The organism is Allosphingosinicella sp. (genome assembly GCF_036403745.1).
Classification (GTDB): Bacteria; Pseudomonadota; Alphaproteobacteria; order Sphingomonadales; family Sphingomonadaceae; genus Allosphingosinicella.
The window spans coordinates 69,628-85,940 of the sequence record NZ_DASWQI010000083.1; the positions used below are offsets into that span (position 1 = coordinate 69,628).

Genomic DNA, 16,313 nt, shown 5'->3' on the forward strand with positions numbered 1-16,313 from the left:
GGCCCCGGCTGCGCAACGCCTCAGATCAGCGGCCGGCGCTCCATGATCGCCCGCAGCCGATTCTTCGCCCGCTGGCAGCGCAGCATGACGGCATTGGCCGAGATGCCCAGGATAGCCGCCATCTCGCCGTAGCTGAAGCCTTCGAAGCACAAGACGATCGCCTCGCGCTGCGGCACCGGCAGCAGCTGGATCGAGGCGTCCAGCCTGCGTTTCTGCTCGTTGCGCAGCGCAACCTCGTCGGGCGGCGGCGCCGCGCAGGGCAGGTCGACCGGCAGCGCCACCTGTCGCGGCTCGCGCGCCCGCCGCGCGACGTGGGACATGCACCTCTTCTGGGCCACCGATGTCGCGAAGGTCTTGAGCGACGCTGCGCCGCGATAGCCGTCGAGCGCGATCCACAGGGCAAGCTGGATGTCCTGGACGAGCTCGCGGCGCAGCATCGGGTCCGATTCGTGGGTGAAGGCGATGCGCGTGATGGTGCGAGTGCAGGAGGCGCTCACCTCCGCGAACAGTTGCTCTTTGGCTGCTTTCGTGGCCATCTGCCCCAGCCGCCCCCCTGAAAGCGACCATTTTCCCCGCGGCGAACCTGCCCCACCCTTCGGGCAAAAGCAATTCGTTCTGCGAAAAAGGATTGACAGAAATCCATGGAAAGAACGGAGCAGAACAGTGGAACCATGGATGTCCGGAGCAGTCATCGCTTCGACGTCCCGGCGCTCGAAAGATGGATGCAGGACAATGTCACCGGTTTCCGCGGTCCTCTGAAGGTCGAGCAGTTCCGCGGTGGACAATCCAATCCGACCTACAAGTTAGTGGGCGGCGGCCGCGCCTACGTCCTGCGCCGCAAGCCGCCCGGCAAGCTGCTCCCCGGCGCCCACGCCGTCGACCGCGAATATCGCGTGCTGGCAGCGCTTGGCCGGCAGGGATTCCCCGTTCCGCCGGTTCATGGCCTCTGCCTTGACGAGTCGGTGATCGGCACCGCTTTCTACGTGATGGACATGGTCGAGGGCCGCATCTTCTGGGAGGCCGACTTTCCGCAAGTCGAGCGCGATGTGCGCAGCGCCTATTTCGACGCCATGAATGCGACCGTCGCCCAATTGCACGGCATCGACCCCGAGGCGGCGGGGCTCGGCGACTATGGCAAGCCGGGCAATTATTTCGAGCGCCAGATCGGCCGCTGGTCGAAGCAATATCTCGGCGACGTGGAAGCGGGACGGGTGGCGGCGATGGACCGGCTGGTCGAATGGCTGCCGGCAAATATCCCCGCCGTGGGCAACGAGAGCCGGATCATCCACGGCGACTTCCGCTGCGACAACATGATCTTCCACCCGACCGAGCCCCGAGTCGTCGCGGTTCTCGACTGGGAGCTCTCGACGCTCGGCCACCCGCTGGCCGACTTCAGCTACCATCTGATGATGTACCGGATGCCGGTTGGCGCGACGACGGGCCTCGCCGGCCTCGACCTCGCCGCGCTCGGCATCCCGTCGGAAGCGGACTATGTTGCAGCTTACTGCCGGCGCACCGGCCGCGACGGCATCCCCAACCTCGATTTCTACATAGCCTTCAATATGTTCCGCCTCGCCGCCATCGTCCATGGCATCAAGGGCCGGGTGGTCCGCGGCACCGCGAGCTCGGCCCATGCCGAGCGGATGGCGGCCGGTCTCGAGCCGCTCGCCGCCCTCGCCTGGGCGCAGGCGGTCCGCGCCGGCGCCTGAGCTTTGCTCCGTTACGGAGTTGACATGATCCGTTCCTGATGATCCTTTCCGCCCCCGTGGGGCAGATTGGAACCATGGGGCCGGCATGGGGATGCGGGCGAGGCCGGCATGGCTGAGCCGCGGCGCATCGTCTCGATCGTCGGCACCCGCCCCGAAGCGATCAAGATGGCGCCCGTCGGCGACGCCTTCGCCGCTACCCGCGGCATCGCGCACAGTGTAATCCTCACCGGCCAGCATGGCGGCCTCTCTGACGCCATCCGCGACATCGCGATCGAATTGCCCGGCGACTCGCGGCCCCGCACCCCCGCCCGGCTGCGGGAGCGCCTCCACGGCCTGCTGACGCCGCATCTGAAGCGCCTCGCGCCGCAGCTCGTCCTCGTCCACGGCGACACCAGCAGCGCCCTCGCCGGCGCCATGGCCGCGCGCGACTGCGGCATCCCCATCGGCCATGTCGAGGCGGGCCTGCGCTCGTTCGACATGCGCCAGCCCTGGCCCGAGGAAGGCAACCGCATCGCCATCGACACCCTCTCCGACCTGCTCTTCGCCCCGACCGAGGCCGCGGCCGGCAACCTCCGCCGAGAAGGCCGGGTGCGCGGCGCCGTCCACGTCACCGGCAACACCGGCATCGACGCGGTGCTCCGCGAACTCGCCCGCATCGCCCCGGAAAAGCGGATGCGCGACACCGGCACGCCGCTCCTCCTCGTCACCTGCCACCGCAAGGAGAATCAGGGGCCACCCCTCGAGGCGGTGTGCCGGGCAGTGCGGATGATCGCGCGCAGCCTCTATGTCGACATCGTCTTCATCCTCCACACCAACCCGCTGCTCCGCGCCGCGGTCCCGCCGCTGCTCGGGCGGGAGCGCAACGTGCGGCTGATCGAGCCCCTCCCCTATCCGGAGATGGTCGCCCTCACCGCCCGCTCCACCCTCATCCTCACCGACAGCGGCGGCCTGCAGGAGGAGGGGCCGGCGCTCGGCAAGCCGATCCTCGTCCTGCGCAACGTCACCGAGCGGCCCGAGGCGCTCGGCAGCGCGAGCCTCGAGCTGGTCGGCACCGATCCCACGGCCATCTTCACCGCCGCCGCCGCGCTCCTCGCCGACCCGGAGCGGCTCGCGCGGCTCTCGGTGCCGAGCTTCCCGTTCGGCGACGGCCAGGCCGCCCCGCGCATCGCGACGCTGATCCAGCGCTGGTTCGACGCGCGCGAGCGCCGCCCCTTCATGCTCCGGCCCGCCGCAGCCGCGTCAGCAGCCTCTCCCGCGACGCCAGCACCTCGGCCTGCCGCTCGATGAGGACGTCGCGGCCGAGGAAGTGGCCGGTAATCCGGAGCCCGTCGAATATGTCCCCCCATTCCGCCGCGCCCCCCGCCAGCAGGAAGGGCGGCAGCGTCATCAGCCGGTCGGCATAGGCCCCTGCCCCGCTTCGGCTGACCGCACGGCCGCTCTTCGGGCTTACGAAGGCGAGGTCCTCGCTGGTCCCCGTCGCCGCGCATTCCGAGAGGTCGAGCCCATAGCCGAGCTCCGACAGCAACAGCAGCTCGTAGCGCACCAGGGCCGCCGCCCAGGCCCGCGCCGACGGCGCCGCCTCGATCGCCGCCAGCAGCCCCTCCAGCGCCGCGTAGAGCCGCGGATAAGGCTGCCCCTCCGGCAGCGTCACGGCGGTGAGCGACGTCGCCCAGTCGATCGCCGCGGAGGCCAGAGGCTCGGACAGCAAAGCCCCGCGGCTCACCGTCAGCTCGACCGACAGCTGGGCGAGCTGCTCGTCCGTCCGCGACCGATACTCGGCCTGGACCAAATTCCCCGCCATCAGCACCGGCTTCAGCCGCCGCGACCGCCCGCCGCGCACGAAGCCGGGCTGCACCCCGTCCGCCGGCGTCAGCGCGCGAACGATGGCGCCATGCTCGCCATGCGCCCGCACCGCGCAGATTATCGCTTCGGTGAGGAGCCGCACCCGCCCGCCTCAGCCCGACGGGTGGAAATAATCGTAGATGCCGCGCGCCATCGTCCGCGAGATGCCCGGCGCCTTTTCAAGGTCCTCCAGCGCCGCCCCGCGCACCGCCTTGGCCGTGCCGAAATGCATGAGCAGCGCCCGCTTGCGGCTCGGCCCGATGCCCGGCACGTCGTCGAGCGGCGAACTCACCATCGACTTGGCCCGCTTCTGCCGATGCGCCCCGATCGCGAAGCGGTGCGCCTCGTCGCGCAGCCGCTGGAGATAGAAGAGCACGGCCGAGTTGGTCGGCAGGGTGATCTCGCGCCCGTTCGGCATGTGCATGACCTCGCGCCCGGCATTGCGGTCCGGGCCCTTCGAAATGCCGACCACCGGCACGTCGTGGATGCCGGCGCATTCCAGCGTCTCCAGCACCGCGTTCAATTGCCCGCGCCCGCCGTCGATCAGCAGCAGGTCCGGCCACTCGCCGCGGCTCCGGTCGGGATCCTCGGCCTCGAGCCGGGCGAACCGCCGCCCCAGCACCTCGCGCATCATCGCGAAGTCATCGCCCGGCACCGTCTCCGGCCGCTTGATGTTGAACTTCCGGTAGGCGTTCTTGCGGAAGCCCTCCGGCCCGGCGACGATCATCGCCCCCACCGCATTGGTGCCCATGACATGGCTGTTGTCATAGACCTCGATCCGCTCCGGCGGCTCGGAGAGCTCGAACAGCTCCGTCACCGCCCGCATCGTCTTCGCCTGGGTGCTGGTCTCGGCGAGGTGGCGATCGAGCTCCTCCTCGGCGTTGCGATTCGCCTGGCTGATCATCCGCACATGGTCGCCGCGCTTCGGCACTCTGAGGGTGACCTTCCGCTCCGCCCGCTCCGACAGCGCCTCCCCCACCAGCTCCGCCTCCGGCACGTCGCGGTCGAGGAGGATGGTCTTGGGCGGCGGCACCTCCTCGTAAAATTGCATGAGGAAGCTGGCCAGCACCTCCTCCTCCGGCACGTCCGCCGTATGGGCCGGGAAGAAGCTGCGATGCCCCCAATTGTTGCCGCCGCGGATGAAGAAGGCCTGGACGCAGATCGTCCCCCCCTTCGCCGCCAATGCGAAGATGTCGGCGTCGCCCAAGCCCTCCGCCGCGATGGTCTGTGTCCCCTGGATGAAGGTCAGAGCCCTGAGCCGGTCGCGGAACACCGCGGCAAGCTCGAAGTCCATGCCCGCCGCCGCCGCTTGCATCGAGCCCGCAAGCTTCTGCTGCACCTGCGTCGATTTGCCGGCGAGGAAGGCCTTGGCGTCCTCGACCAATTCGGCATAGCCCGCCTCGTCGATCCGCCCCACGCACGGCGCCGAGCAGCGCCTGATCTGGTAGAGCAGGCAGGGCCGCTTGCGTGTCGCCAGGAACGTGTCGGTGCAGCTCCTCAACAGGAACAATTTCTGCAGCGCATTCAGCGTCCGCGTCACCGACCCGGCGCTGGCGAAGGGCCCATAATATTGCCCCTTGTGCCGCCGCGCCCCGCGATGCTTGCGCACCTGGGGAAACGGATGGTCCTCGCGCAGCAGGATGAAGGGGAAGCTTTTGTCGTCCCGCAGAAGGACGTTGTAGGGCGGCCGGTAGCGCTTGATGAGCTGCGCCTCGAGCAGCAGCGCCTCCGCCTCGGTATTGGTGGTCACGATCTGCATCGAGCGCGTCTGCGCCACCATCCGCTGCAGCCTTTTGGTCAGCCGCGACACCTGCGTGTAATTGGTGACCCGATTGCGCAGCGCCCGCGCCTTGCCGACGTAGAGCACGTCGCCCTTCGCATCGAGCATGCGGTAGACGCCGGGCCGCACCGGCAGCGTCCGCACCACGTTGCGGATCGCCGCCACCCCCTGCTCGATGTCGGGCTGGTCCGACCCGCGCACCGTGTAGGCGGACTTCTCCTCGTTGAAGCGGTCGGTGGGGCTGCCGTCGGTCACTCCGCCGATGTAGGTGCGGCAGGTCGATTAGGCCACAGGCGGATGGCGGGCGGTCCGGCGAAGAGACACCGGGGTGCAGGATTGGTGACAGTCACTGCGGCCTCTCACTCACCGCGTCCGATCTCCAGCGCGATGCGCCGTGGGCGGGCCCAGGCTGCCGGTGCGGCCGCGAAGCCGGCAGCGATGGAAACCGCCGCCGGGGCTCCGGCCGGGCAGATCGTCCAGACCCACGTCCGCGCCGCGTCGGCGCCCGAGGGCGGACGCTCTTCGCCGGCGCCGAATGCCGCCTGCATCTGCGAGAAGCGGGGCGACCAGCGGTCGAGATGCAGCGCGACGATCGGATCGGGAGACGGCTGGATGTGGACGTCCGCCAGCTCCAGCAGCCTGCTCCCGTTCAAGGGAGCGAGCGAGGCCGCGATGGTTTCAGGCGACCGGGCATCGGCGAACGCCAGCCGCCTCGCAATCTCCTCCAGCTCCCGCGACGCATTGGCGACGTTGTCGAGAAGCTGTGCGTTGAACCCCGGCCGCCAGACCGCATAATATTCGGCGTGCCAGGCGCAGGAGAAGAGCCCGAACAGCTGGTCCGCGTGCCATTCCGATATGCCGGTATACGCCGCCCGCGCCGAACAGAGCGGGCATTCATCCCATAGTTCCGCATCCATCGGCCAGGTCCCGCCTCATGCACGGCGGAGACTTCGCTTGCGAGGCGGCCCTGTCAATCGGGCCCTGCCTCCGCGCCGTCGGATCCCCGGTGTCAGGTACGCGTACCTGACACCGAAGCCCTTGACACCGAAGCCCTGAGCGGCCGGCGGCGCTTTCAGTCTTTCGCGATCCACTTACCGGCTCCTGGACAAGGCTAAGCTTGAAAGCCAGGCGCGGGCAGCATAAGCGGCAGCGCTCGTCTCCCCCCTCGAAACATTAGCGGATCAAACGTGCCTTCATTCAAACAGCCTTCCTTCCAGGACCGTGTCGCCTCCGCCGGAAAGGCGAAGCAAAAGGCGCTGGAGCAACTCAAGGCCAAGCCGCCCGTCGACGAAGCGGAGATGGCGGAAAAGCGCCAGGCCTGGGAGGCGCGGGAGCAGGCGCTGGCGCAGGAGCGCGCCGCCAAGGCCGAGGCCAAGGCGGCGGCGAAGGCGGAAAAGGCCGCGGCCAAGGCGGCTGAGATCGCTGAGGCCGAGGCCGCCGCGGCCCTCAAAGCCGAGCGCCTGAAGCCGGCCAGCGCGGCCGACATGAAAGCGGCCCGCGACGCCCGCTACGCCGCCCGCAAGGCGCGCAAGTAGGCCCAGCCTCTGCTTGCCCGCCACGGGTGATCGATCATCGTATCCGCGGATTGCGGAGAATGGCTGATGCGCCCTTCCTGAGCAGCAGGAGCCCCGCATCGTACGGCGTGGCGATGGCTTCCTTGAGGAGCGCGACCCCGTAGCGGCGCACCTTAAGCCTGCCCCAGCCGTTGGGGACGTCCGGCACCACCACCCGGTAGCCGAGGAGGCGCAGCAGCAGCGCGCAGCGGCGCTGGTGATAGGTGCTGGTGCAGACGATGACCCGCTCGCAATCGCCGCGCTCGCGCAGGATCCGGTCGCACAGGCGGACCGACTCCAGCGTGTCGCGCGCCGCACACTCGACGAGGATCAGGGCGGGATCGACGCCCCCGGCGATCAGCCCGTCGCTTGTGACCTGCGCCTCGGGCGGTCCGTGCCGGCCCTTGCCGCCAGTCGCGAGGAACATCGTTCCGGCACGCCCGCGGCCCCACGCCAGGGCGCCCTCGATGCGGTGCCGAAGGACGGGGCTCGGCCGCCCGTCCGGGCGCACGCCCGCGCCGAAGACGATCACATAGTCCATGAGGTCGAGGGGGCTCCGATCTGCAGGCGGTGACGAAGGGAGGTGGCCCGGGGACGACGCGGCCCGCGCTACAATATCCCCGTCTCCTTCAGCCAATTCTCCAGCAGCGAGGGCCAGATGTCCACCGAATGCCCGCTCGGGCGCAGGCCGAAAGCGTGGCCGCCCTTGGCGAAGAGGTGGATTTCAGCAGGAACCCCCGCCGCTTCGAGGGCGCGCGCATAGACGACGCTGTTGCAGATCTCGTCGGTCGGATCGTCCCAGGCCTGGAGGAGGAAGGTCGGCGGCGTCTTCTTCGTAACCTGGATTGTGGGATCGAGAATGCGGCCGGTGCGGCACAGATGGCCGGGATAGAGCGCGACGGCGAAATCGGGGCGGCTGCTGATCCGGTCGACGGCATCGGCGGGCGTGTAGGCGGGCGCGAGGATATTGCTGGTCTGCGCTACCAGATAGCCGCCGGCGGAGAAGCCGAGGACGCCGATCCTGTCCGGATCGACGTGCAGCGAGGCCGCCTGCGCGCGGACCAGCCGGACCGCCCTCTGCGCGTCCTGCAGGGCGAGCAGGCGCTTCGGCGTCACCGCGCAGTCGCACGCTTCATCATAATGGTGGTTGGTGCCCGGCACCCGGTATTTGATCAGCACGCAGACGATACGGCGAGCGGTCAGCCAGTGGCAGGCTTCGCTGCCTTCCAGGTCGATCGCGAGCTGCTGGAAGCCGCCGCCGGGGAAGACGAGCATTGCCGCACGCTTGCCGGGCGCCTTGGCGGGAAAGACCGTCATCGTCGGCGCCATGACATTGTAGACGCCGGTGACCGGCAGCCCGGCGAACCGCTTAGGGTTGGTGCCCGTCCGCGAATATTCGGCGGCGCGCTTCACATCCTCCATATCGGGAGCGCCGGCAGGCCAGAGAGGCACCTGCGTGAGGCCGGGCGGCGGCTTCCACACGCCGATCGTGGCGCCATCGGCTGTCGCTTGGGAAGCCGGCGCAGGCGGTGCGGCCTGGAGAACCGGCGCGTTGGGCGTCGAGCGGGCAGATACGCCGCCTCCGAGGCCGGGCAGACTCAGCGCAAAGGCCACAAGTATCGAGGTTCGCCGCACACTTCGCCTCCCGCAAGGAGGCCAGCGTCTACGGGCGCCGTTCAAATGTCCAGCGGAAGGTCATGGTAGGAATGAGGCTGCCGGCCGGGGGCGACGGCTCGGCAAAGGGGCCGCCGCCGGCGCGCCATCGCGCCGGCGGCGCCCCGGGGATCAATGGTGGTTGACCGTGGTAGTGGTGGTCTTCGTCACCGTCCGCACGTGATGGCGCCCGTGGCCCCGCATGGCGTGATGGCGCATCATGTGGTGGCGCCGCATGGCGTGGTCGCGCATCGCGTGGTGCCGCATCATGGCGTGGTGGCGGGCGCGGGCGTGGTGGCTGGAGGTGGTGACGGTGGTCGTGGTCTTGGCGATCACATGGTGGTTGGACGCGTCCGGCCCGTGGGCAGGCTGGGCGGCGGCGGCGGTGGCGCACAAAGCGGCGGCGACCGCGGCGATCATGAACTTGGCTTTCATCACTCTCTCCTCGACAAGGCTCCCGGTGTTCCGGAACGCCCGCGTACCGACTAGGCGCGTTAGAGGGGCGGTGGCAATGGCGCATGCACTCCGCGCCGGCGGCGTTCAGCCCCCGCGCGGCGATCGGCCGTACTTGTGATAAGCCGGTGCCATGACCAGTCCCGACGACTTCCGCCGCCTCGCCCTCTCCTTCGAAGGCGCGGAGGAGCGAAGCCACATGCGCCATCCCGACTTCCGCGTGAAGAACAAGGTCTTCGCCACCCTCGGCTATCCGGATGAGGCGTGGGGCATGGTGCGGCTGATGCCAGAGCAGCAGGAGGATTTCATCGCTTTGGCGCCGGAGGCCTTCCAACCGGCGAACGGCGCGTGGGGGCGGCAGGGCAGCACTTTGGTGCGGCTCGACGCGGTGGACCTGGAGATGCTGGAGAACGCCCTCGCCGCGGCGTGGCGGCGGCGGATGGCTTAGTGCCTCCCCAAGCCGAAGGCTTGGGGAGGGGGACCAGGTGAAACCTGGTGGAGGGGTATTGGGAGGGCACAGCGAGGGGGAATACCCCTCCACCACCCTGCGGGTGGTCCCCCTCCCCATCTGGCGATGGGGAGGCAAAGGAGCCTCAGTGCGCCGCGCCCAACTCCGCGATGGTCTTGTCGACCATCGCCTTGTCGCCTTCCGGCGTGAGCTTGTCGGCGATGAGGTGGGCGGCGGCGGCGGCGGCAGCGCGGGCGGCGCGGGCGCGGACCTCCTCGATCGCGTGACGCTCGGCGGCGGCGATCTTGTCCTCGGCCATGCGGGTGCGGCGCTCGATCAGCGACGCGGTGTCGGTGCGGGCCTGCTCGACGATCGCCTCGGCCTCGTGGCGGGCGCGCTCGAGCATCGTCGCGCGCTCGGCGTCCGCCGCGGCGGCCTTGGCTTCATATTCGGCCTTCAGCGTCTCGGCGTCGCGGCGCAGCTGCTCCGCCTCGTCCAATTCGGCGCGGATGCCGGCGATCTTCTTGTCGAGCGCCTTGCCGACCAGCGAGGGGACCCGCTTCCACAGCAGGAGGGCGATGACGAGCACCATCGCCAGCGCGATCCACTGCGGCGCCGCGAGGAGGCCGAAGGTGGCGGGCTCGGGATGATGTTCGGGCGCGCCGATATGCTCGACATGCGCCGCGTCGGTGGGCTGATCAGCCATTCGAAACTGCCTTTACCGCCTGGGCGGCCTGGTCGGAGCTCACGGTCAGGCCGGCGAGGCGCTGGACCATGTCCTGCGCCGCCTCGGCCGCGACCGCCTCGATATCGGCGAGGGCGGCGTCGGCCGAGGCGCGGATGCGCGCTTCGGCCGCTTCGGTGCGGGCGCCGATCTCGTCGTTCGCCGCGCGGACCCGCTCCTCGTTGGCGCGGGCGCTTTCGGCCTTGGCCTCACCCGCCAGCTTCACCGCCTCGGCGCGGCTCTCGTCGAGCCGGGCGCGGTAGGCCGCTTCGACAATATCCGCCTCCGACCGTGCGGCCTGGGCGGCGGCGAGGTCGTCGGCGATGCGGCGGCTGCGCGCGTCGACCGTCGATTCGATCTTCGGCAACATGAAGTGGCCGATGCCGAAATAGATGACGGCCAGCACCAGGAGCAGCCAGAAGAACTGCGAATAGGCGACCGCGGCGAGCTGGTTGAGCTGAGGCATGGCTGGTGGTGACAGTCACTAGTGACTGTCACTCTTCCTTCTTAGCGGGCGTAGAGGATGATCATCGCCACGGCGAAGGCGATGAGACCGAGCAGCTCGGCGGCGGCGAAGCCGATGAACAGGCGGCCCTGCTGGCTGTCCGCGGCGGCGGGGTTGCGGATCGCGCTCTCGAGGAACGAGCCGAAGACGTTGCCGACGCCGATGGCGGCGGCGCCGACGCCGACCGCGGCGAGACCGGCGCCGATCACCTGTGCAGAAGCGAGATCCATGATATTCTCCTTTGAGTTTTCAGATGCTTAGTGAAGCAAGTTGCTAGTGAAGATTTACCGCGTCGTTGATGTACAGCGACGTGAGCAGGGCGAAGACGTAGGCCTGGATCGCGCAGACCAGCACTTCCAGGGCGAGCACGCCGGCGATGAAGATGAACGACAGGATGCTGATCGCCGGGCCCATCACGCCGCCGGCGCCGAAGCCCTGGACGACGAAGCTGCCGAACACCTCGACGAGGATGTGGCCCGCGATCATCGCCACGAACAACCGCAGCGCGAGGCTGAACGGGCGGACCATGAACGAGACGAACTCGATCGGCACGATCAGCAGCTTGAGGATGAAGGGCGTGCCGTGGGGCACGAACAGCGAGAAGAACTTGAAGCCGTGGCGCCAGAAGCCGGTCGCCAGCACGATGCCGAAGCTGATGATCGCCATCACGCCGGTGACGGTAAACTGGCTCGTCACCGTGAACGGCTGCGCGCCCACCAACGCGAACGGCATCAGGCCGAGCAGGTTGGCGAACAGGATGAACATGAAGATGGTGAAGACCCAGGGCACATATTTGCGCCCCTCAGGCCCGACATTGGTGGCGAGCATCGAGGTGACGAAGCCGGTCACCCCCTCGACCATCACCTGCCAGCGGCCCGGCACCAGCTGGCGCTTCATCCCGCCGAGCATGAACACCCAGACGAGGCCGAGCACGATCAGCATCCACAAAGCGCTGTTCGTGAACGCGAACGGATTGTGATCCAGATGGCCACCGAGCGAGGTGATCTGGAACTGGTGCATCGGATCGATCTTGGTCTCGGCGGCCACGTCTTACTTCCCTCGCGCCGTCATTGCGGCTTCTGGTTCGAAATCTTCCACACTTCCCACATGGCGACGCCGAACCCGACGAACAGCATCGCCACCCAGATCCCATGCGTCCCCGCCACGCGATCGGCGACATAGCCGATCAAGGCGCTGCCGAGCGGGTAGCTGACCAGCACGGACAGGATACGCATGCCCTGGGCCTGGCCGGTCTGGGGCGCGCGCTCCGTCGGGCCGGACCGCTTTCCCTCCGCCTGCCGCGCCTGCCGCAGCCGCGCGTCGAGAGAATCGAGGCGCGCGTCGCGGGGAAGCTCAGGGTCCTCTTGAGGCTCGCTCTCCGCCATGCCGTTTCGTCTTCCATGTGCAGCCGCGCCTTGTCGAAAAGCGCAGTCGCATTAAGGGCGTGGGACATGCCGGCGAACGAACCCGCCAAGGCGCCGCCCCTTTAGGAAGGGGGTGGAGGCAAGTCAACAAGGGTGGTGGGGAATGGCTAGGGGACAGCCTATCTGGCTGTCCCCGTCCGGCGTGTGAACGGGGACAGTCAGATAGACTGTCCCCTCGATCGCTACGCCAGCAAGGTCGTGAAGAAGACGACGCCGCCGAGCCAGGTCGTCACGAACAGGCGCAGGTCGCCGCCCCCCACCCGGGCTGCCGAGCCCCCTCCGATCGCCCCGACCCGCGCGCGGCCGAAGCTGCGGGGGGTGCGGGCGACGAGGGGCGAGAGGCGGTTCATGGCGCCGGGTTAACGCGCCCCTAACCACGAACTCAAGCCTCCCGGTCCGCCAAAAAACTGGCTGTGCCGCAGCGGTACATTTGATCCAGGTTAGCAACATTCCCGCACAAAGCCCGCAACCCGCGCCCGGATCGTGAGTTGTTGTGGCGGCAGCGTAACAAAGGGCCGAGGGGAGAAGGATGGGCGAAGCGCGAACCGCACGTCACCGCCTCCCTCTCATTGCCGCAGCCCTCGCCCTCCCGCTGGCCGCGTCCGCCTTCCTCTTCGCCAGCCGCAACCACGCCCAGCCCGCCCCCGTCTTCGAGGCGCCGCGCCCGACCGGCGCGATCCCCGCCGCCGCCGCCTCGCCGCCCGAGGACGGCCAGTGGACGATGCCGTCCAAGAACCCGGCCTCGACCCGCTATTCAGGCCTCGACGAGGTCCGTCGCGAGAATGTCGACCAGCTCAAGGAGGCGTTCAGCTTCGACACGCTGAACCGCAAGGGCCAGGAAGCCGCGCCCATCGTCGTCGGGTCGACGATGTACATCACCACGCCCTTCCCGAACCAGATTTGGGCGCTGGACCTCGCCAATGGTGGCAAACCCAAATGGGTGTTCCGCCCGCACCCCGAGAAAGCCAGCCAGGGCATCGCCTGCTGCGACGTCGTCAACCGCGGAGCGATGTACGCCAACGGCCGGCTCTATTTCACCACGCTCGACGGCAACGTCTTCGCGATCGACGCCGGCGACGGCCACCAGGTGTGGCGCGCCAAGCTCGCCGAGATCGCCAAGGGCGAGACGATCACGATGTCGCCGCTCGTCGTCGAGGGCAAGGTGCTGGTCGGCAATTCAGGCGGCGAGATGGGGGTGCGCGGCTGGATGATCGCGCTCGACGAGGGCTCCGGCAGGATCGCCTGGAAGGCCTTCTCCACAGGCCCGGACAAGGACGTCCTCATCGGCCCCGGCTTCAAGCCCTGGTATGCGTCAGACCGCGGCACCGATCTCGGCGTCCATTCGTGGCCGGCCGAGGCGTGGAAGATCGGCGGCGGCACCACCTGGGGCTGGATCGCCTACGATCCGGCGCTCAAGACTGTGTTCTACGGCACCGGCAATCCCGGCCCGTGGAACGCCACCCAGCGCCCCGGCGACAACAAGTGGACCACCGGCGTCTTCGCCCGCGACATCGCCACCGGCCAGGCCAAATGGTTCTACCAGTCGAGCCCGCACGATCTGTTCGACCATGACGACATCAACGAGCAGATCCTGCTCGACATGCCGATCGGCGGCAGGATGACCCCGGTGCTCGTCCGCCCGGGGCGCAACGGCTACATGTACGTGATCGACCGCCGCACCGGGCAGGTCTATTCCGCCGACGCCTACGGCTTCATCAACGCCATGAACGGGGTCGATCTGAAGACCGGCCGGCTCCAGATGGTGAAGGGCAAGGAGCCGAAGGAAGGCCGCGTCACCCGCAACATCTGCCCGACCGCCTCCGGCGCCAAGGACTGGAACCCGTCCGCATTCTCCCCCCGCACCGGCCTGCTCTACGTCCCGCACGAGAATATCTGCATGGACGAGGGGGTGATGCAGGCGAACTACATCGCCGGCACGCCCTATGTGGGCGCCGACGTCAAGATGTACGCCGGCCCCGGCGGCTGGCGCGGCGTCTTCACCGCCTGGGACGTGGTGCGCCGCAAGCCGGCGTGGGAAGTTCACGAGGATCTGCCGCTCTGGTCCGGCGCGCTCGCAACCGCCGGCGACCTCGTCTTCTACGGGACGATGGACGGCTGGTTCAAAGCCTATGACGCGGTCAAGGGCCGCCTGCTGTGGAAGGTGCACCTCGACAGCGGCATCATCAGCCAGCCCGTCACCTATCGCGGCCCCGACGGCCACCAATATGTCGCGGTGCTGACGGGCGTCGGCGGCTGGGCCGGCGCCATCGTCTCGGCCCAATTGGACAAGCGCGACGGCTCGGCGGCGCTCGGCATGGTCAACGCGATGAAGGACCTGCCCGACAAGACCGAGCCCGGAGGGAGGCTCCATGTCTTCGCCCTCCCGCATTAATCCGTTCCTCCCCATGCGCGCAGCGCATGGGGAGGGGGACCATGTGAAACATGGTGGAGGGGTATTTCCCAGCGCGCGGGCGGGCCCGAATACCCCTCCACCACCCTTCGGGTGGTCCCCCTCCCCATCGCCTTCGGCGACAGGGAGGAACAGGTGGCTCCTCCTCCCCCTCCTCCTCCTCTCCGCCTGCGACCGCGAGCAGCGCGACATGGCGGGGCAGCCGAAGGCGGAGACGCAGGCGTTCGTCGCCAAGGGCGATCCGCGCGCCGCGGAATATGCCAACAACGCCTTCCACATCGCGCAGGGCCAGCGGCTCTACGCCTGGTTCAACTGCTCGGGCTGCCACTTCCATGGCGGCGGCGGCATGGGCCCGCCGCTGATGGACAACAAGTGGCGCTACGGCGGCAAGATGGAGGATATCGTCGCCTCGATCCTCTACGGCCGTCCCAACGGCATGCCGGACTGGCGCAACAAGATCACCCAGCAACAGGCCTGGGAGCTCGCCGCCTACGTCCACTCCCTGTCCGGCGCGGTCCGCAAGGACGCCGTCTCCGCCCGCTCCGACGCAATGGCGACGACGCCGCAGCAAAGCCTCGGCAACCGCCCCCACCCAGTAGATGAAGGCCAGGCGCCGCCCCTGCCGGGAGAGCCGAAATGAGGTGGGCTGCCCTCCTCCCCCTGCCGCTCTTCGCCGCCCTCGCCGGCTGCGGCGGCATTCAGACGGTCGGCGGGCGCGAGGGGCGCGATGCGGCGCTGATCAACGACCTCTTCACGGTCTTCTGCATCGTTACAGGCCTGTTCTTCGTCGCGATCATGGCTTTCCTGTTCGCGAGCTATTGGCGCCGCCGCGGCTTCCGGGGCGACCGCATGCCCGAGGAGGACGAGGCGCTCGCCTCCCCCACCCACGACCGGCGGCTGAAGCTGGGCCTGTTCCTGTGGGTCGGCGCCGTGACCGGCGGGCTGATGGCGCTCGCCATCGCCAGCTTCTTCACCGACCGCAGCCTCGCCCAGCCGAACCAGGCCGGGCGCCCGGTGGTCTCGATCGAGCTGGTCGGCAACCAATGGTGGTGGGACGCGAAATACCATTTCCACGATCCGTCGAAGGATTTCCGCACCGCGAACGAGCTGCACATCCCGCTCGGCGCGGCGACGATGATCTATCTGAAGTCGACGGACGTCATCCACAGCTTCTGGGTGCCGAACCTGGCGGGCAAGCAGGACCTCATCCCCGGCCACGTCAACGACATCGTCCTGGTGCCGACCAAGGCCGGCCATTATCGCGGCCAGTGTGCCGAATATTGCGGCCTGCAGCACGCGCATATGGCGCTCGACATCGTCGTCGACACGCCAGCCGATTACGCGCGCTGGCTCGCCCGCCAGCAGCAGCCCGCGCAGATGCCCGCCGATCCGCAGGCCCGCGCCGGCTTCGACTATTTCATGAACAAGCAGTGCAGTGCCTGCCACAGTGTCGCGGGGACGCCCGCCAACGGCCAGGTCGCGCCGAACCTCACCCATATCGCCAGCCGCGCCACCCTCGCCGCGGGCACATTGCCCAACACCAACGGGTCGCTCCACGCCTGGATCGCCGATCCGCAAGGGGTCAAGCCGGGGAACAACATGCCCTATATCGGTCTCAACGCCGACGAACTCCACGCCGTGGTCGCCTATCTGGAGACGCTGAAGTGAGGGCCTTCGCTTCCCTGCCTCCCTGCCGCGAAGCAGTGGGGAGGGGGACCACCGAAGGTGGTGGAGGGGTATTGTCACCCCGCCCTCGTTTCACATGCGAACCGCTGCTTCCCCGGCAATTACCCCTCCACCACCTTCGGTGGT

General features: G+C 68.6%; 20 protein-coding genes. 7 read left to right on the forward strand and 13 right to left on the reverse strand.

Features of this window, described 5'->3' with window-relative positions:
• Window positions 1–20: 20 nt before the first annotated feature.
• Window positions 21–536, reverse strand: a complete 516-nt coding sequence (locus VGC56_RS15880) for an RNA polymerase sigma factor (RefSeq protein ID WP_464126433.1) — start codon at window positions 534–536, stop codon at window positions 21–23.
• Between the two features lie 105 nt (window positions 537–641).
• Here VGC56_RS15880 and VGC56_RS15885 point away from each other — a divergent pair, with 105 nt between their 5' ends.
• Both VGC56_RS15885 and wecB read left to right on the forward strand, forming a co-directional pair.
• A complete protein-coding gene (locus VGC56_RS15885; protein ID WP_464126435.1) occupies window positions 642–1,709 on the forward strand; it encodes a phosphotransferase in 1,068 nt (355 codons plus the stop codon).
• Window positions 1,710–1,817: 108 nt separating this feature from the next.
• Window positions 1,818–2,996 carry a non-hydrolyzing UDP-N-acetylglucosamine 2-epimerase gene (gene wecB / locus VGC56_RS15890; protein ID WP_464126437.1) on the forward strand — a complete coding sequence of 393 codons (1,179 nt, stop codon included), beginning with the start codon at window positions 1,818–1,820 and terminating at the stop codon, window positions 2,994–2,996.
• On the opposite strand, the gene recO is transcribed toward wecB, so the two are convergent.
• The 3 genes from recO to VGC56_RS15905 form a co-directional block, all read right to left on the reverse strand.
• The gene (recO, locus tag VGC56_RS15895; RefSeq protein WP_464126439.1) at window positions 2,923–3,654 is read right to left on the reverse strand and encodes a DNA repair protein RecO; all 732 of its coding nucleotides are present in this window, start codon (window positions 3,652–3,654) and stop codon (window positions 2,923–2,925) included. The genes wecB and recO overlap by 74 nt on opposite strands.
• Before the next feature lie 9 nt (window positions 3,655–3,663).
• Window positions 3,664–5,586, reverse strand: coding sequence for an excinuclease ABC subunit UvrC (uvrC, locus tag VGC56_RS15900; RefSeq protein ID WP_464126440.1), 1,923 nt, complete (start codon window positions 5,584–5,586; stop codon window positions 3,664–3,666).
• Window positions 5,587–5,690: 104 nt separating this feature from the next.
• The gene (locus VGC56_RS15905; protein ID WP_464126441.1) at window positions 5,691–6,248 is read right to left on the reverse strand and encodes a hypothetical protein; all 558 of its coding nucleotides are present in this window, start codon (window positions 6,246–6,248) and stop codon (window positions 5,691–5,693) included.
• A gap of 270 nt (window positions 6,249–6,518) precedes the next feature.
• Here VGC56_RS15905 and VGC56_RS15910 point away from each other — a divergent pair, with 270 nt between their 5' ends.
• Window positions 6,519–6,866: a DUF6481 family protein gene (locus tag VGC56_RS15910; RefSeq protein ID WP_464126443.1), complete on the forward strand. Its 348-nt coding sequence runs from the start codon at window positions 6,519–6,521 to the stop codon at window positions 6,864–6,866.
• A gap of 34 nt (window positions 6,867–6,900) precedes the next feature.
• Here VGC56_RS15910 and VGC56_RS15915 read toward each other — a convergent pair whose 3' ends face one another.
• The 3 genes from VGC56_RS15915 to VGC56_RS15925 all read right to left on the reverse strand — a co-directional run bounded on the left by VGC56_RS15915 (window position 6,901) and on the right by VGC56_RS15925 (window position 8,972).
• Complete coding sequence (locus VGC56_RS15915) at window positions 6,901–7,425, reverse strand: YdcF family protein (protein ID WP_464126444.1); 525 nt, start codon at window positions 7,423–7,425, stop codon at window positions 6,901–6,903.
• A gap of 68 nt (window positions 7,426–7,493) precedes the next feature.
• Complete coding sequence (locus VGC56_RS15920) at window positions 7,494–8,498, reverse strand: alpha/beta hydrolase (protein WP_464126446.1); 1,005 nt, start codon at window positions 8,496–8,498, stop codon at window positions 7,494–7,496.
• 171 nt (window positions 8,499–8,669) lie between these two features.
• Entirely contained in the window at window positions 8,670–8,972 is a 303-nt protein-coding gene (locus tag VGC56_RS15925) for a hypothetical protein (RefSeq protein ID WP_464126448.1), read from the reverse strand.
• A gap of 151 nt (window positions 8,973–9,123) precedes the next feature.
• Here VGC56_RS15925 and VGC56_RS15930 point away from each other — a divergent pair, with 151 nt between their 5' ends.
• Window positions 9,124–9,438, forward strand: a complete 315-nt coding sequence (locus VGC56_RS15930) for an MmcQ/YjbR family DNA-binding protein (protein WP_464126449.1) — start codon at window positions 9,124–9,126, stop codon at window positions 9,436–9,438.
• A gap of 145 nt (window positions 9,439–9,583) precedes the next feature.
• Here VGC56_RS15930 and VGC56_RS15935 read toward each other — a convergent pair whose 3' ends face one another.
• From VGC56_RS15935 to VGC56_RS15960, 6 genes are all read right to left on the reverse strand, one after another.
• Window positions 9,584–10,144 (reverse strand): F0F1 ATP synthase subunit B family protein, encoded by a 561-nt coding sequence (locus VGC56_RS15935; RefSeq protein WP_464126450.1) that lies wholly within the window; start codon window positions 10,142–10,144, stop codon window positions 9,584–9,586.
• On the reverse strand, window positions 10,137–10,628 hold the full coding sequence (locus tag VGC56_RS15940) for a F0F1 ATP synthase subunit B family protein (protein WP_464126451.1): 492 nt from the start codon (window positions 10,626–10,628) through the stop codon (window positions 10,137–10,139). The genes VGC56_RS15935 and VGC56_RS15940 overlap by 8 nt, the downstream gene beginning before the upstream one ends.
• Window positions 10,629–10,669: 41 nt before the next feature.
• Complete coding sequence (locus VGC56_RS15945; RefSeq protein WP_464126453.1) at window positions 10,670–10,897, reverse strand: F0F1 ATP synthase subunit C; 228 nt, start codon at window positions 10,895–10,897, stop codon at window positions 10,670–10,672.
• A 43-nt stretch (window positions 10,898–10,940) separates the two neighbouring features.
• Window positions 10,941–11,714: a F0F1 ATP synthase subunit A gene (locus VGC56_RS15950; RefSeq protein WP_464126454.1), complete on the reverse strand. Its 774-nt coding sequence runs from the start codon at window positions 11,712–11,714 to the stop codon at window positions 10,941–10,943.
• Between the two features lie 20 nt (window positions 11,715–11,734).
• Window positions 11,735–12,052: an AtpZ/AtpI family protein gene (locus VGC56_RS15955; protein WP_464126456.1), complete on the reverse strand. Its 318-nt coding sequence runs from the start codon at window positions 12,050–12,052 to the stop codon at window positions 11,735–11,737.
• A 221-nt stretch (window positions 12,053–12,273) separates the two neighbouring features.
• Window positions 12,274–12,441, reverse strand: coding sequence for a hypothetical protein (locus VGC56_RS15960; RefSeq protein ID WP_464126458.1), 168 nt, complete (start codon window positions 12,439–12,441; stop codon window positions 12,274–12,276).
• 179 nt (window positions 12,442–12,620) lie between these two features.
• Between VGC56_RS15960 and VGC56_RS15965 the strand changes: the two genes are divergently transcribed.
• From VGC56_RS15965 to VGC56_RS15975, 3 genes are all read left to right on the forward strand, one after another.
• Complete coding sequence (locus tag VGC56_RS15965) at window positions 12,621–14,483, forward strand: PQQ-dependent dehydrogenase, methanol/ethanol family (RefSeq protein WP_464126459.1); 1,863 nt, start codon at window positions 12,621–12,623, stop codon at window positions 14,481–14,483.
• A gap of 208 nt (window positions 14,484–14,691) precedes the next feature.
• Entirely contained in the window at window positions 14,692–15,141 is a 450-nt protein-coding gene (locus VGC56_RS15970; protein WP_464126461.1) for a c-type cytochrome, read from the forward strand.
• Window positions 15,138–16,169 (forward strand): cytochrome c oxidase subunit II, encoded by a 1,032-nt coding sequence (locus tag VGC56_RS15975; protein ID WP_464126463.1) that lies wholly within the window; start codon window positions 15,138–15,140, stop codon window positions 16,167–16,169. The genes VGC56_RS15970 and VGC56_RS15975 overlap by 4 nt, the downstream gene beginning before the upstream one ends.
• The last annotated feature ends 144 nt before the right edge of the window (window positions 16,170–16,313 follow it).

Bases quoted from the DNA above. Each gene is read 5' to 3' on its own strand.
- VGC56_RS15880 (WP_464126433.1), bottom strand. From the start codon at position 536: ATGGCCACGAAAGCAGCCAAAGAGCAACTGTTCGCGGAGGTGAGCGCC.
- VGC56_RS15885 (WP_464126435.1), top strand. From the start codon at position 642: ATGGAAAGAACGGAGCAGAACAGTGGAACCATGGATGTCCGGAGCAGT.
- wecB (WP_464126437.1), top strand. From the start codon at position 1,818: ATGGCTGAGCCGCGGCGCATCGTCTCGATCGTCGGCACCCGCCCCGAA.
- VGC56_RS15905 (WP_464126441.1), bottom strand. From the start codon at position 6,248: ATGGATGCGGAACTATGGGATGAATGCCCGCTCTGTTCGGCGCGGGCG.
- VGC56_RS15915 (WP_464126444.1), bottom strand. From the start codon at position 7,425: ATGGACTATGTGATCGTCTTCGGCGCGGGCGTGCGCCCGGACGGGCGG.
- VGC56_RS15925 (WP_464126448.1), bottom strand. From the start codon at position 8,972: ATGAAAGCCAAGTTCATGATCGCCGCGGTCGCCGCCGCTTTGTGCGCC.
- VGC56_RS15930 (WP_464126449.1), top strand. From the start codon at position 9,124: ATGACCAGTCCCGACGACTTCCGCCGCCTCGCCCTCTCCTTCGAAGGC.
- VGC56_RS15935 (WP_464126450.1), bottom strand. From the start codon at position 10,144: ATGGCTGATCAGCCCACCGACGCGGCGCATGTCGAGCATATCGGCGCG.
- VGC56_RS15940 (WP_464126451.1), bottom strand. From the start codon at position 10,628: ATGCCTCAGCTCAACCAGCTCGCCGCGGTCGCCTATTCGCAGTTCTTC.
- VGC56_RS15945 (WP_464126453.1), bottom strand. From the start codon at position 10,897: ATGGATCTCGCTTCTGCACAGGTGATCGGCGCCGGTCTCGCCGCGGTC.
- VGC56_RS15955 (WP_464126456.1), bottom strand. From the start codon at position 12,052: ATGGCGGAGAGCGAGCCTCAAGAGGACCCTGAGCTTCCCCGCGACGCG.
- VGC56_RS15960 (WP_464126458.1), bottom strand. From the start codon at position 12,441: ATGAACCGCCTCTCGCCCCTCGTCGCCCGCACCCCCCGCAGCTTCGGC.
- VGC56_RS15965 (WP_464126459.1), top strand. From the start codon at position 12,621: ATGGGCGAAGCGCGAACCGCACGTCACCGCCTCCCTCTCATTGCCGCA.
- VGC56_RS15970 (WP_464126461.1), top strand. From the start codon at position 14,692: ATGGCGGGGCAGCCGAAGGCGGAGACGCAGGCGTTCGTCGCCAAGGGC.
- VGC56_RS15975 (WP_464126463.1), top strand. From the start codon at position 15,138: ATGAGGTGGGCTGCCCTCCTCCCCCTGCCGCTCTTCGCCGCCCTCGCC.